The 13,488-nt window shown below is 68.2% G+C and carries 15 protein-coding genes; 7 read left to right on the forward strand and 8 right to left on the reverse strand.

All coding sequences use genetic code 11. The annotated features are described in order from the left end of the window. Positions 1-3: 3 nt before the first annotated feature. Entirely contained in the window at positions 4-462 is a 459-nt protein-coding gene (locus tag ACWGH1_RS12530) for an N-acetyltransferase family protein (protein WP_453351843.1), read from the reverse strand. A gap of 16 nt (positions 463-478) precedes the next feature. Beyond that, positions 479-1,366: a GNAT family N-acetyltransferase gene (locus tag ACWGH1_RS12535; RefSeq protein WP_453351848.1), complete on the reverse strand. Its 888-nt coding sequence runs from the start codon at positions 1,364-1,366 to the stop codon at positions 479-481. Positions 1,367-1,557: 191 nt separating this feature from the next. On the opposite strand from ACWGH1_RS12535, the gene ACWGH1_RS12540 reads away from it, so the two are divergent. Next, the gene (locus ACWGH1_RS12540; protein ID WP_453351842.1) at positions 1,558-2,208 is read left to right on the forward strand and encodes an HAD family hydrolase; all 651 of its coding nucleotides are present in this window, start codon (positions 1,558-1,560) and stop codon (positions 2,206-2,208) included. 139 nt (positions 2,209-2,347) lie between these two features. Then, positions 2,348-3,535, forward strand: a complete 1,188-nt coding sequence (locus tag ACWGH1_RS12545) for a globin domain-containing protein (protein ID WP_453351841.1) — start codon at positions 2,348-2,350, stop codon at positions 3,533-3,535. A 36-nt stretch (positions 3,536-3,571) separates the two neighbouring features. On the opposite strand, the gene ACWGH1_RS12550 is transcribed toward ACWGH1_RS12545, so the two are convergent. The 4 genes from ACWGH1_RS12550 to ACWGH1_RS12565 form a co-directional block, all read right to left on the reverse strand. After that, positions 3,572-4,051 carry an NUDIX domain-containing protein gene (locus ACWGH1_RS12550; protein ID WP_453351840.1) on the reverse strand — a complete coding sequence of 160 codons (480 nt, stop codon included), beginning with the start codon at positions 4,049-4,051 and terminating at the stop codon, positions 3,572-3,574. A gap of 104 nt (positions 4,052-4,155) precedes the next feature. Further along, on the reverse strand, positions 4,156-5,061 hold the full coding sequence (locus tag ACWGH1_RS12555) for a LysR family transcriptional regulator (RefSeq protein WP_453351839.1): 906 nt from the start codon (positions 5,059-5,061) through the stop codon (positions 4,156-4,158). 176 nt (positions 5,062-5,237) lie between these two features. Next, on the reverse strand, positions 5,238-6,395 hold the full coding sequence (locus tag ACWGH1_RS12560; protein WP_453351838.1) for a cystathionine gamma-lyase: 1,158 nt from the start codon (positions 6,393-6,395) through the stop codon (positions 5,238-5,240). Between the two features lie 38 nt (positions 6,396-6,433). Then, positions 6,434-6,817 carry a phage holin family protein gene (locus ACWGH1_RS12565; protein WP_453351837.1) on the reverse strand — a complete coding sequence of 128 codons (384 nt, stop codon included), beginning with the start codon at positions 6,815-6,817 and terminating at the stop codon, positions 6,434-6,436. Between the two features lie 87 nt (positions 6,818-6,904). Here ACWGH1_RS12565 and ACWGH1_RS12570 point away from each other — a divergent pair, with 87 nt between their 5' ends. The 4 genes from ACWGH1_RS12570 to ACWGH1_RS12585 all read left to right on the forward strand — a co-directional run bounded on the left by ACWGH1_RS12570 (position 6,905) and on the right by ACWGH1_RS12585 (position 9,150). Beyond that, entirely contained in the window at positions 6,905-7,222 is a 318-nt protein-coding gene (locus ACWGH1_RS12570; RefSeq protein ID WP_453351836.1) for a cupin domain-containing protein, read from the forward strand. Between the two features lie 126 nt (positions 7,223-7,348). Further along, positions 7,349-7,576: a DUF5326 family protein gene (locus ACWGH1_RS12575; RefSeq protein ID WP_453408667.1), complete on the forward strand. Its 228-nt coding sequence runs from the start codon at positions 7,349-7,351 to the stop codon at positions 7,574-7,576. A gap of 278 nt (positions 7,577-7,854) precedes the next feature. Continuing rightward, the gene (locus ACWGH1_RS12580; RefSeq protein WP_453351834.1) at positions 7,855-8,601 is read left to right on the forward strand and encodes an IclR family transcriptional regulator; all 747 of its coding nucleotides are present in this window, start codon (positions 7,855-7,857) and stop codon (positions 8,599-8,601) included. A 99-nt stretch (positions 8,602-8,700) separates the two neighbouring features. Continuing rightward, the gene (locus ACWGH1_RS12585) at positions 8,701-9,150 is read left to right on the forward strand and encodes an SsgA family sporulation/cell division regulator (protein ID WP_453351833.1); all 450 of its coding nucleotides are present in this window, start codon (positions 8,701-8,703) and stop codon (positions 9,148-9,150) included. Positions 9,151-9,182: 32 nt separating this feature from the next. On the opposite strand, the gene ACWGH1_RS12590 is transcribed toward ACWGH1_RS12585, so the two are convergent. Then, positions 9,183-10,499, reverse strand: a complete 1,317-nt coding sequence (locus ACWGH1_RS12590; RefSeq protein WP_453351832.1) for a YibE/F family protein — start codon at positions 10,497-10,499, stop codon at positions 9,183-9,185. Between the two features lie 300 nt (positions 10,500-10,799). Here ACWGH1_RS12590 and thiC point away from each other — a divergent pair, with 300 nt between their 5' ends. Continuing rightward, positions 10,800-12,587: a phosphomethylpyrimidine synthase ThiC gene (gene thiC / locus ACWGH1_RS12595; protein ID WP_453351831.1), complete on the forward strand. Its 1,788-nt coding sequence runs from the start codon at positions 10,800-10,802 to the stop codon at positions 12,585-12,587. Between the two features lie 79 nt (positions 12,588-12,666). Here the strand turns inward: thiC and ACWGH1_RS12600 are convergent, their stop codons facing one another. Further along, on the reverse strand, positions 12,667-13,482 hold the full coding sequence (locus ACWGH1_RS12600; protein ID WP_453351830.1) for a hypothetical protein: 816 nt from the start codon (positions 13,480-13,482) through the stop codon (positions 12,667-12,669). Between the last annotated feature and the right edge of the window lie 6 nt (positions 13,483-13,488).

Raw genomic sequence — 13,488 nt, forward strand, 5'->3', positions numbered from 1 at the left:
CCGTCAGAGCGCGAGTTTGAACCCGACGTGGGAAGCGGTGAAACCGAGCCGCTCGTAAAAACGGTGCGCGTCGGTCCGTGTGGCGTCCGAGGTGAGCTGGACCAGCGCGCAGTTCTCCCGGCGAGACTGTTCGATCGCCCATTCGATGAGTCGGGTGCCCAGGCCGCTGCCACGTTCATCGGCGTGAACGCGAACTCCTTCGATGATGGCTCGGGTGGCCCCTCTGCGGGAGAGGCCGGCGACGACGGTGAGTTGCAGGGTTCCCACGACCCGCTCACCGCGGACGGCCACCATCATGTGCTGACGGGGGTCGTCCCTCAGGCACTTGAGAGCCTCGGCGTAGGGCGCGAGGTTCTCCGGGGATTCGCGGGTCGCCCCGAGCGGATCGTCGGCAAGCATGGAAACGATCTCGGGCAGATCGGCCTCGGCCGCGGGGCGGATGGTCAGCTCGTGGTCGGACATCGTGGTTCTCCCTTCCTCAGCCCGCGGCGACGGTGATCGGAGCCCAGCGGCGTGTCCAGTCGCCCGGGAGGCCGGAGAGGCCACGGCTCATCACGGCGTTTACCGCCAGAGAGCTGAGGCCACGGTCCTTGAGCCAGATGCGCAGCTGTTCGTGGCGCACGTCGACATCGGTACGGAGCGGTCGCTCGGTGGTAGCCGCCAGGGCGGTGACCAGGGCCTGGGCAGTGGCCGTGTCTTGGGCGACCAGCGGTCCGACGACATGGGTTTCCATGTTGGGCCAGAGGGCGGCGTAGCCGGTGAGCCCGCCGGAGGTGTCCTCGGCGACGAACAGCTTGTCTGCGAAGGCGGGCAGCCGCGTGATCATGTGGGTGCGGTCGGTACCGAACACCTCCGTATCCAGGTGGATGATCCGGGCGAGGTCATCTGCCGTGGCGCGCCTCACAGCCGCGGTTTCCGGTACAGACCGTGCGGGACCCGGCTGGAAGCTGCCCTGCAGCATTTCCGCACTGCCGATGGTGTCGAAGCCGAGCTCGTCGTAGAGCGGGCGCCCGTAGGGAGTTGCATGGAGCGTCAGCGGGATGCCCTTGAGGACGTCATCGCAGATGTGTGTCATGAGGCGGCGCCCCAGGCCCTGCCGGGCGTACCGCTCAGCGACGAGGACCATGCCGATCGCGGCGAGCTCCGGATCGGCGTGTGGCTGGCCGTATCGGGTGACGACGCACACCGCAGCGAGGCCTCTGCCGTCGGGAGCGTCGATGGCGTAGCCGTTTCCGGCGGCAAGGAGGAGTCCCCATTTGTGATCCTCGCGGGGCCAGCCGCGGTCCTCGGAGAGGTCGGCGCAGTGGCGGAGATCGTTCAGGGCCAGCGGACGGATCGGTAGGTCGGTGAGCTCTGGTGGTGTCACCGGCTCAGCCTGGATCATGACACGGAGGGCGTCCAGAGGATTTGGGAGATCCAGCAGCTTGATGCGTGGGTCGTTTCACGTGAAACATCCGCCCGTTCACGCGGCGACGGTCTTGCCTTGCGCGGGACCAGGCCATGTTTCACGTGAAACACGCTGTTTCACGTGAAACATGGAGGCTAGCCTCGACGACTATGACGCGTCTGCACCTCTTCGACCTCGACGGCACCCTGATGTACGGATCGGCGGCCCCCGTCGAGATCTCGCGGCAGCTCGGCGTCAGCCAAGAGATCGCCGAGTTGGAACGGGCCTTCGCGGCAAGGGAGATCGGCCCGCAGGAGTTCTCACTGGCGGCACACGCGTTGTGGTCGGACCTGACGACCGCCCATGTCAGGGCGGCGTTCGACGGCGCCCCGTGGCTCGAGGGGATCCGAGACGTGTGGCAGGAGATCAGACAACAGGGCGACCTTTGCGCGGTGATCTCGCTGTCGCCCTCGTTCTTCGTCGAGCTGCTCCTGGAGTGGGGGGCGGACGCCGCGCACGGCTCGATCTACCCCGCCGTGCCCTTCGCCGGTCCCATGGACGTCACGGGGATCCTTACACCCGAGGGGAAGGTCGAGGTCGCGGACCGCCTGTGCGCCCGGTTCGGAGTGAGCCGGAACGACTGCGTCGCGTACGGGGATTCCCTGACCGATTCGGTGCTCTTCGATGCGGTGCCGACATCGGTGGCAGTCAACGCACGCCCGTATCTAGCGGAGCGGGCCACGTACATCTACCAGGGCCGGGACCTGCGCGAGGCATACCAGCTCCTCGGGACGGCACGCCCGGAATTCGCCGCATCTTAGGGGGAAGGAGGGACCCGAGCGCCAAGTTTCCGTATTCCCCCGCGGGGCACACGGTCCGCTGGCACGCTGTAAAGCCCGGAACCACGGATTCGACCGTGGTGTGTGCAGACCGACCGAGATGCTCTAAGCGAGGCACCGCATGGACGCTCCGCCCACCAGACCGGCTAGACGGGGGACGGACCGGATACCCCCCGGCGCCGGGGCGACCGAGCCTTCCCCCGATGCCGTACTCATCCGCCAAACGCTCGCGGAGATCGCGCCCATCGCCGGGAAGGTCACCTCGTATTTCTACGCCCTGATATTCACCCGGCACCCCGAGGTGCGTGACATGTTCCCCGTGGCCATGGACTCCCAACGGGACCGGCTGCTGAAGGCGCTCCTCACGGCCGCCGAACACATCGACAACCCCGAGGTGCTCACCCCTTATCTGCGCCGGCTCGGTACCGGTCACCGCAAGTACGGCACCATGGCCGGCCACTACCCGGTGGTGGGCGAGGCACTCATGGGGGCGCTGGCCCGGTACGCGGAGGCGACCTGGGGGCCGGAAGCCGAGGCGGCGTGGGTCCGGACGTACACCGCGATCTCCCAGATCATGATCGACGCGGCGGCCGAGGACGAGGTCAGAGCACCGGCCTGGTGGCAGGCGGAGGTGGTCGCCCACGATCTGCGGACACCGGACATCGCGGTGCTGACGGTGCGCCCGGACCGGCCGTACACCTTCCTCGCGGGCCAGTACACCAGTCTGGAAACCCCGTGGTGGCCACGAGTCTGGCGGCATTACTCCTTCGCCTCCGCCCCGCGCGCCGACGGGCTGCTGTCCTTCCATGTCAAGGCCGTTCCGGCCGGTTGGGTCTCCAACGCCCTCGTGCGGCACGCCCGCCCGGGCGATGTTCTACGTCTGGGGCCGCCGGCCGGATCGATGGTGGTGGACCACAGCACGGACAACGGGATGCTCTGCCTCGGCGGCGGCACGGGCATCGCCCCGATCAAGGCGTTGATCGAGGACGTGGCAGAGCACGGTGAACGGCGCAGGATGGAAGTGTTCTTCGGGGCGCGCAGCGACAATGACCTGTACGACAAGGACACCCTGCTCGGGCTGCAGCGTTCCCATCCGTGGCTGTCGGTGCGTCCGGTCGTCGGGGAAGGGCTTGCGGGGCAGCTGCCCCAGGCTGTCGGTGTGAACGGGCCGTGGAGTTCGTACGACGCCTTCATCTCGGGCCCCCCGGCGATGATCCGCAGCGGTGTCGACGCGCTCAAGCGGATCGGCATCCCGGGGGAGCGGATCCGCTACGACTCGGTCGAGGAGCTGGTGGGCGTCGCCGGCTGAACGACCCGCCGGGCTTCCTCCCGCCTCGGCGGCGGATCAGCCCAGGTCGGGCGCGTGCATGGCCCGTACCCCCTCGATGTTTCCGTCGAGGTAGTGGCGCAGGGAGAGCGGGACGAGGTGCACGGCCGCGATGCCGACCCGGCTGAACGGTACGCGGACGATCTCGTACTCGCCTTCGGGTTCGTCGATCTCGGGGCCGTGCCGTTGGGCGGGGTCCATGGATTCGAGACGGCAGACGAAGAAGTGCTGCACCTTGACGCCGGTCACGCCGCCATCGGCGATGTGCTCCACGGTGTCCACGAAGCAGGGCACCACATCGACGATCTTGGCGCCCAGTTCTTCGTGTACCTCCCGGTGCAGGGCGTCGACAACGGTCGCGTCCGTCGGCTCCACTCCCCCGCCGGGAGTGAGCCAGTACGGGTCGACGCCGGGCTTGGTGCGCTTGATGAGGATCAGGTCGTCACCGTCGAGCAGGATCGCGCGGGCGGTGCGTTTGACCACGGGACGTTCGGTCATGGGTGAAGAGTGGCCCACTCTTCCGCTTCTGAAACGCCCGCCTGCGAAACCCGCGGTTTCCACGAGGTGGACTCTGCGGTGACGGGGTACCGGGATGCGCCGGATCACCAGTCCACGGCGGCGCGCAGCAGCCGGTCATGGGCCCGGGCGAGGTGGGCGAGTGCCAGGCTCCCGGTCCGTACGACGACGAACCAGGTACGCAGCGGTGGTACCGCGGGCTCGAGCAGGGAGACGATCTGACCCCGGTCCAGGGCCTCCTGGCAGAGGTAGCGGGGCAGAACCGCGAGCCCCGCGCCGGCCCGCACGCACTCCCGTACGGCCCTGAGGTCGGGCACGACGACGGTGGCGGCGGCTTCCGGCACCGCGTCGAAGACGGCGGCCCAGTAGCGCGTGACGAGAGGAAGGCTCTCGTGGACTTCCACGACCGGGATCCCGTCGAGGGCGGCCGGACCGCCGGGGCCCTTGTCGCGCAGCAGGTCGGGATCGACGAGGGCGGCCCAGTAGGGAGCGGCGACCAGCACCTGCTCCTCGTCGCACAGGGGCGTGGCGGTGACCGGCCCGCCACGTGGCCGCCCCGTGGTGACCACGAGGTCGTGCTGTCCGGCGGACAGCCCGTCGAGGGCCTCCTCGGCGTCCGCCTGGAGTGCGGTGCGCAGGGTCTGCCCCTGACCGACCAGGGGCGCCAGGGCGGGGAGGACGCGATGGCACACGAACTCGGGCGGACCGGCGATGTGCAGCGTCCGTAACGCGCCGGCGGCCTCCCGTTCCGTCTCGGCGATGCGCAGCAGAGCGTCGAGGTGTGGGGCGGCCTTGTGGGCGAGTTCGTCACCGATGGCGGTGGGCGTCACCCCCCGTGCCCGGCGGTGGAAGAGGGGCCGGCCCAGTTGCCGTTCGAGGGTGCGGATCTGCGAGGTGACGGCGGGCTGGGACAGCCCGAGGAGCGTGGCGGCCCGGGTGAACGAGCCGGCCCGGTGCACCGCGACGAAGGTACGCAGCAGGGCCAGGTCCATGGCGGCCCCTCTCGTTGGGGCCTTCAACTATAAATATGCCGATAGGCCCCTGTCGCTACCGTGATTGGACTCTGACGCTGAGTCAACTAGCCTTGTGGACGTGGTTCTTCACCGAGGGAACCCGAGAGCGGTCCGAGCCAAGAGGGGGGAGGCTCGGACCGCCCTCATTCGTTCGGTCAGCCCTCCCGGCCCGCCACATCGAGTGCCCGGAGTACGTCTGCCACCAGGTCGTCGGTGTCCTCGGCGCCGGCCGAGAAGCGGATGAAGCCTTCCGGCACGGCGTCCCCGCCCCATCGCCCGCGACGCTCGGCGGTGGACCGTACTCCGCCGAAACTCGTGGCGTCCTCCACCAGATGCAGGGCTCCCATGAAGCGTTCGGCGTGCGCCCGGTCCGCCAGGGTGAACGAGACCACCGACCCGAAGCCGTTCATCTGCAGGGCGGCCGTCTTGTGCGAAGGGTCCGAGGGTAGCCCCGGGTACCGCAGCCCGGTCACGTCCGCGCGTTCGTGCAGCGCCTCCGCGACGGCCAGTGCGTTGGTCCACTGGCGCTGGGCCCGCAGCTGGATCGTGGCCAGCGAACGGTGGGCCAGCCAGGCTTCCATCGGGCCCGGGATGGCTCCGACGATCTTGCGCCAGCGACGGACCCCGGCGGCAAGCTCCGGGTCGCGGCAGGAAACGTAGCCGATCAGGAGGTCGCCGTGGCCGGTGAGCCCCTTGGTACCGCTGGCGACGGAGAAGTCCGCGCCGAGTTCCAGCGGCCGCTGCCCGAGCGGCGTGGCGAGGGTGTTGTCGACGGCGACCAGGGTGGAGCCCGTGTGCGCCGCTGACACCAGGCGCCGTACGTCGCACACGTCGAGTCCGGGGTTGGACGGCGTCTCGATCCAGAGCAGCCGAGCCCCGTCGAGCTCCGTGAGCTGGGCGTCGCCGCCGGTCGGGGCGGTGCGCACGTGGATTCCGTACGCCTCCAGCTGCTCCCGCAGCAGTGGCAGTGCCTGGTAGCCGTCGGAGGGAAGGGTGACGGTATCGCCCGCGCGGGTCTGCGACAGGAGAACCGCGGAGACGGCGGCCATGCCGGACGCGAAGACGATGGTTTCCACGCCGTCCCGTCCGGGGGCCTCCAGTTCGCTGATGGCCCGCTCCAGCAGCGTCCAGGTCGGGTTGCTGTCACGGGCGTAGGCGTACGGTCCCTCGACCTCGCCGGGGAGGTGGAAGTGGGCGGCGAAGACGGGCCCCGGCAACGCGGGCTCGTTCTTCACGGGATGGGGCAGCCCGGCGCGGACGGCCCGGGTCCCGTCGCCGTACAGGTCCGCCGATGAGACGGGGAGATCGTTCACGGGGGGCTCCTTCAAAGCACGCGATACGGGGCCGCCGCTCAGCTCTTGTCCGGCAGGGCGAGGTTCACGGCCCAGGAGACGACGGAGATGATCAGACCACCGATGAGCGCGGCCCAGAACCCATCGACGTGGAAGCTGAGGTCGAACTGCTCGGCCAGCCAGGAGGTCAGCAGCAGCATCAGGGCGTTCACCACCAGGGTGAACAGGCCGAGGGTGAGGATGAAGAGCGGGAGCGAGAGCAGCTTCACCACAGGCTTGACGATGAGGTTGACCAGGCCGAAGACCAAGGCGACCAGGATCAGAGTGAGCACCCTTTTGCCGGTGCTGTTCCCGTCCTCGTCGAGCGTGATGCCGGCGACCAGCCAGATGGCCACGGCCAGGGCCGCCGCGTTGGCGAGCGTCTTGACTACGAAATTCGTCATGTGCCCGATCGTTGCAGAGAAGATCCTGGTGGGACATCGTCAGATCAGCGGATTCCACGGCGCCGCGGAGCAAGGGGTAGGACAAGGATGAAAGCCTTCCGGCTGGACGAGCTCGAAGCGGAACGGGCTGCCAACGACGGCGCGTACCTGCAATTCCTGAAAGAACGCAACATGTCGGTCGGGCTGTACGCGCTCGATGCCGGACAGAGCGACCCGCAACAGCCGCATCGCCAGGACGAGGTGTACTTCGTCGTGAGCGGCCGGGCCTCGATCACGGTCGGGGAGGAGACGACGACGGTGGCGAACGGCAGCGTCGTCTATGTACCGGCCGGGGTGCCGCACAAGTTCCACCACATCACCGAACCGCTCAAAGTGATGGTGGTGTTCTCCCCGCCGGAGGGCTGAGGGTCGGGCCCCCGATCCCCCTAAGGGTCAGGTCAGGGGGTTCCGAGGGCTCGAGGGCCCCCGGACGAGAACGCGGCCTCCTAGCATCGGATGCAGGAAGTCACGGACGAGGAAGAGGTTGTGGACATGGACCGGATCCGAGCGATGTTCGAGGGCATGCCCTGGTGGGTCAAGTGGGTCGCCGTTCCGCTGCTGGCGCTGTTCGTGTTCGGAGGGTTGATCACCACCATCCTCGGGACACTGATCGCCTTCGTCTTCAAACTGCTGCTCTTCGTGGCCCTCGTGGGCGGATTGATCTTCGTGGTGAAGAAATTCACCCGGAGCGGATCGAAGTCATCCTCCGGTGAGTGGTAGGACGCACGACCCGGGCGGTGTCCGCGTTAACCCAGCCGGGGGAACGTGAGGCACGAAACCCCTCACCCGGTCAGAACCGGCGGATAGAGTGCCAATCTGGGCCGTCCCTGGGTACCCACAGCGGTATCATCGTTCTGACCTGCGGTTATCTCCATCAGCTGTCAAGCGCGACCCCCAGGATCCACGGCATACGCGGGGGCGGCCCCCGCAGGGCGGGCCACCCTTGAGCCCGCCGTCACGCCTGGGGGTGAGCTTTGTCCGCAGTCCACAACGCCGCCGTGCCCACGCTGATCGCTTCGGTGCAGAGGGCGCTGAGACTGCTCGAAGCTGTGGGTTCCCACAGCGCGGGAGCCCCGGCGAAACAGCTGGCGCGCGAAGCCGGCCTCCCGCTCCCCACCGCGTACCACCTGCTGCGTACCTTGACGCACGAGGGCTATCTGCGCCGCGAGGGCGGGGTCTTCCTGCTCGGTGACGCTGCCTGGCGCCTGGCGAGCGGTGGACTCCAGCAGAAACGTCGCAGCATGATCGTCGACTCCCTGGCGCACTTCCGCGACGTGATCGGGGCCCCCGTCTACTTCGCGGTCTACCGCGAGGGTGAGATCGAGGTGGTGGGCGTATCGGACACCCCAGCCGCCCCTGCCTGCGAAGAGTGGGCGGATTTCCGGGAGACCGGACACGCGCACGCGATCGGCCAGTGCCTCCTCGGCCAACTTGACGAGAAGGCGCGCAAGGACCACTACGGCCGGCATCCGGTTGGCGCGGTTACGCCTTACACGGTGCGGGACGAACGTGCTTTGGAGCAACGCCTCGCCACCCTGCAGCCAATGCAGCCGGTTACCGAACGTCAGGAATATGTATTGGGCACGGTGTGTGCTGCGATCCCCATTACGGTGGGAGATACCGCTGCAACCGTGGCGATTTCGGTCCCTTTGCGCCAAGAAGGTCGATTGCTCTATGCAGTTGATCGACTGCGGAGTGAAGTAGGCGCGCTGCTGAGCACCCTTTCGTTCTCTATCAGTATCTGAAATCTCACTCCTTGTGATCCGCTAGCGCTTCCACCACTCTTGTCAAGGGGGCCCACGGGGGGACCATTCCTGGCCACTTCCACAACATCGGGGTAGGCAATGCGCGAGTCGGTACAGGCAGAGGTCATGATGAGCTTTCTCGTCTCCGAGGAGCTCTCCTTCCGGATCCCGGTGGAACTCCGGTACGACGCTCATGACCCCTACGCAGTGCGACTGACCTTCCATCTTCCCGGGGACGCGCCCGTGACCTGGGCGTTCGGCCGGGAACTGCTCCTCGACGGGATCAACAAGCCCTGCGGCGACGGCGACGTGCACATCGCCCCGTCGCACCCCGATGAACTGTCGGACGTCCACATCCGGCTGCAGGTGGGCGGTGAGCGAGCCTTGTTCCGCGCGGGAGCTGCGCCGCTGGTCGCTTTCCTCGATCGCACCGACCGGCTGGTGCCGCTCGGTCAGGAGCGCAACCTCGGGGACTTCGAGGGCACGCTCGACGAGGCACTCGACAAGATCCTCGCCGAATCCCGGCAGAACGAGCAGAACGCCGGCTGAGCCCCTCCACCGCCCACCCGGACCCCGTCGGCTCAGCGCTTGCGCCGCCGCCCCCGGCCGGCCCGTACCGGTCCTGCGGCCGCGGTGGTCGCCGAGGCTCCCGGCCGGTCGGCGGAGACCACCAGTGCGGCCAGGGCGGTGGTGACCGGTACGGAGGCGACGAGCCCGATGGAGCCCACCAGTGTCCTGATGATCTCCTCGGCGACCAACTCGCTGTTGGCCACCGAACCCATGCTGCTGTTCGCGATGGAGAAGAGCAGCAGCAGGGGAAGCGCCGCGCCCGCATAGGCGAGCACCAGGGTGTTGACCACCGAGGCGATGTGGTCGCGCCCGATCCTGATGGCGGCCCGGTAGAGGGCCCGCGATCCCATTGTGGGATCGGCCTGGTGGAGCTCCCAGACCGCGGACGTCTGGGTGACGGTCACATCGTCGAGCACACCCAGCGATCCGATGATCACGCCCGCGAGCAGCAAACCACTCATGTCGATGTCCGGGTAGAGACCGTGGATCAGTCCGGTGTTGTCGTCGGTATTGCCGCTGAGGAAAGCCCAGTCGATGAAGAGGGAACCGAGCAGACCGATCAGCAGCAGTGACACCAGCGTGCCGAGAACCGCGACCGAGGTGCGTGCGGTCAGCCCGTGGCACATGTAGAGCGCGATCAACATGATGGCGCTGGCCCCGACCACCGCTACGACCAGCGGGTTGGAGCCCTGCAAGATCGCCGGAAGGATGAAGAGCGTCAGCACGCCGAAGCTGACGACGAGTGCGATCAGGGCGAAGACGCCGCGCATCCGCCCGACCACGACGACCGCGACGGCGAAGATGGCGGCCAGCAGAGCCAGCGGGAACTTCCGGTTGAGGTCGATGACCGAGTACTGGAGGTCCCGCGGCGCGTCCGGCGCGTAGGCCACCACCACCTCCTGGCCGCTGGCCAACTGCCGGGGCGCCCCCGGCTGGACGATCTCGACGAAGGTGCGGCCCTTGTCCGAGCCGGTACTGATCTCGACGGTCGCCTTCTTGCACGCGCCGGTCTGCTCCGCCGTGGCCTCGCGTCCCGACGGGGTCGAGGTATCGCCGGTGGGCGGGACCTGAGAGGCGTTGACGGACTTGCAGTCGACGCTCGCCAGCGCGACGACCTTGCCCTGCTGGGTCTGCCGGTCGAAGCCGACACCTGTCCGCTCGTGCGCCGGAGCTCCGCCCGGCCAGAGCACCACCATCCCGACGAAGACGGCCGCCGCGAACGGGATCAGCACGGCGGCGATGACCTTGCGCAGGTGCAGGGAGACGGGTGCCGCCGGGCCGTGGCCGTGGCTGTGCGCATGCCCGTGCCCGGACCCGTGGGAAGGCACGTGGCCATGGCCGTGCGGGGCGGGTACGTGGTCGCTGTGACCGGTGGGCTCGGAGGGACTGACGGGAGGCAGCGGCGAAGACGTCACCGGCAGATCATCGCAAGAGATGAGGGGGCCCACTGTTCAGCACGCCACAGATGACGCTAGCGTGGGGGCTACTTTGCACAACGCGGGAGCTCGGAGCACCGGGCTGAGAGGGCGCTGATCACCGTACGCACGCCGAACGGGCGGGTACGGGAAGAGGCTGCGTCGACCGCCGAACCTGTTACCGGGTAATGCCGGCGTAGGGAGATAGGTCTCATGACCATTCAGGACGCACGCACGCCTGCCGTCAGCCAGGACGCCGACGGCCAGACCGCGCGCCAGCCGGGCTGGCACAAGGGATACCTGGCGGGCTCCCGCCCCGACATCCGGGTGCCGGTCCGCCAGGTCCACCTCACCAACGGCAAGGACGTGACGCTCTACGACACGTCCGGTCCGTACACCGACCCGCAGATCGAGACCGACGTCCGCCGGGGGCTTCCCCCGCTCCGCGAAAACTGGATCATCGGGCGCGGAGACACCGAGGAGTACGCGGGACGTCCCGTGCGCCCCGAGGACGACGGCATCAAGCACACCTCGCCGCGCGGTGGCCTCAAGAACCTCGACGCGGTCTTCCCGGGCCGTCCGCGCCAGCCCCGTCGGGGCCGCGACGGGGCGGCGGTCACCCAGCTCGCGTACGCCCGCCGGGGTGAGATCACCCCGGAGATGGAGTACGTCGCGATCCGCGAGAACGTCTCTCCCGAGGTCGTCCGCGAGGAGATCGCCGCAGGTCGCGCTGTACTTCCGGCCAATGTGAACCACCCGGAGATCGAGCCGATGATCATCGGTAAGCGATTCCTGGTGAAGGTCAACGCCAATATCGGCAACTCCGCCGTCACCTCCTCGATCGAGGAGGAGGTCGACAAGATGACCTGGGCGACCAAGTGGGGCGCCGACACGGTCATGGACCTCTCCACCGGCCGCAACATCCACACGACGCGCGAGTGGGTGCTTCGCAACTCCCCGGTCCCGATCGGCACCGTGCCGCTCTACCAGGCGCTGGAGAAGGTCGACGGCCGCGCCGAAGAGCTGACGTGGGAGATCTACAAGGACACCGTCATCGAGCAGGCCGAGCAGGGCGTCGACTACATAACGGTGCACGCCGGCGTGCTGCTCCCGTACGTGCCGCTGACCGCCCGGCGCAAGACCGGCATCGTCTCGCGCGGTGGATCGATCATGGCCGCGTGGTGCCTCGCCCACCACAAGGAGAACTTCCTCTACACGAACTTCGAGGAGCTCTGCGAGATCCTCGCGACGTACGACGTCACCTACTCGCTGGGCGACGGCCTGCGCCCCGGCTCCATCGCGGACGCCAATGACGCGGCCCAGTTCGCGGAGTTGAAGACGCTTGGCGAGCTGAACACGATCGCCAAGCGGCACAACGTGCAGACCATGATCGAGGGACCGGGCCACGTCCCGATGCACAAGATCAAGGAGAACATCGACCTCCAGCAGGAGATCTGCGAGGAGGCGCCGTTCTACACCCTCGGCCCGCTGACCACGGACGTCGCTCCCGCATACGACCACATCACCTCAGGCATCGGCGCCGCGATGATCGCTTGGTGGGGCACCGCGATGCTCTGCTACGTCACGCCCAAGGAGCACCTGGGCCTGCCCAACCGGGACGACGTGAAGACCGGTGTCATCACGTACAAGATCGCGGCGCATGCCGCGGACCTGGCGAAGGGCCACCCCGGCGCTCAGGAGTGGGACGACGCCCTGTCGGACGCACGGTTCGAGTTCCGCTGGGAGGACCAGTTCAACCTGGCACTCGACCCGGACACCGCCCGTGAGTTCCACGACGAAACCCTGCCGGCCGAGCCGGCCAAGACCGCGCACTTCTGTTCCATGTGCGGTCCGAAGTTCTGCTCGATGAAGATCTCCCAGGACATCCGCCGCGAACACGGCGGAGACCTCAAGGCGGACGAGATCGAGGCCGGCATGGCGGAGAAGTCCGCGGAGTTCGCGGCCTCGGGGAACCGGGTCTATCTTCCGCTGGCCGACTGAGGGCAGTTCGCACGGAACGGACCCGCGTCCCATGGGGGGAGTCGCGGGCCCGTTCCACGCGGGTGTTTCACGTGAAACATCACTCCCGATCGGGCTCGGGGCCGCCGAAGTCGGGGCTGGTGAAGTCCGGCGGGGTGTAGTCCGGGAGCGGACCCTTGGAAGCGGCTCCAGGGCTGGTGAAGTCCGGGCGGGTGTACCCCAGGCTGGGGATGCGCCCCGCATGCGGTGTTCGCGGCGTCGGATACCCGGGGCCGGCGCTGGGATCGGCCAGGGCGTCCCGGAGGAACGGAATGATGCCGCGTTCCAGCAGGGCGTTGCGCCATGCCTCACGAGCGCGCGAGAGTTCGTCGGGTACCGCCACCGTCTCCTCGGCCGTGACCTCGGTGGAGCTGTTGCGGACGGCGGTCACGAGCAGTCCGATGACCGCGAAGAGCAGCGCGATCACGGTGAGCCCGCCGAAGAGCCACCCCGCCGTCAGCATCGTCCGGGCGAAGGCGGGCTCGGGATCGATCATCTTGAGGCTGTACCCGACCAGCAGGAAGATCAGCATGGCGGTGCCGGCCAGGACCGGCGCGAGGACCGCGACCACGGCGCTCACGCCCACGCCGCCGCCCTGCTCGTCCCCGTCGCCCTCGCCTGACGTGCCGGGGGCCGACAGATGCTCGTCGCGCAGTTCCGCGCGGACTTTCACGTAGTGGTCGTACTCGGCCGCGGCCGCCGCCGTCAGCAAGGCGGTGGCGCTCATGGCCATGGTGCGCAACTGTTCGGCGTTCAGCCGTTCGCCCAGAGAGGCGAGTTCGGGCCGCTCGTTCGCCGTGCGCAGCGCCTCGTCGAGAAGCCGATCGAACTCCGGTCGGTCTTCGGTGAGCAGGTGCGGAGCGCTGGTCATGTGCATCCCCCG

It is taken from the genome of Streptomyces sp. NPDC054883, assembly GCF_053610645.1.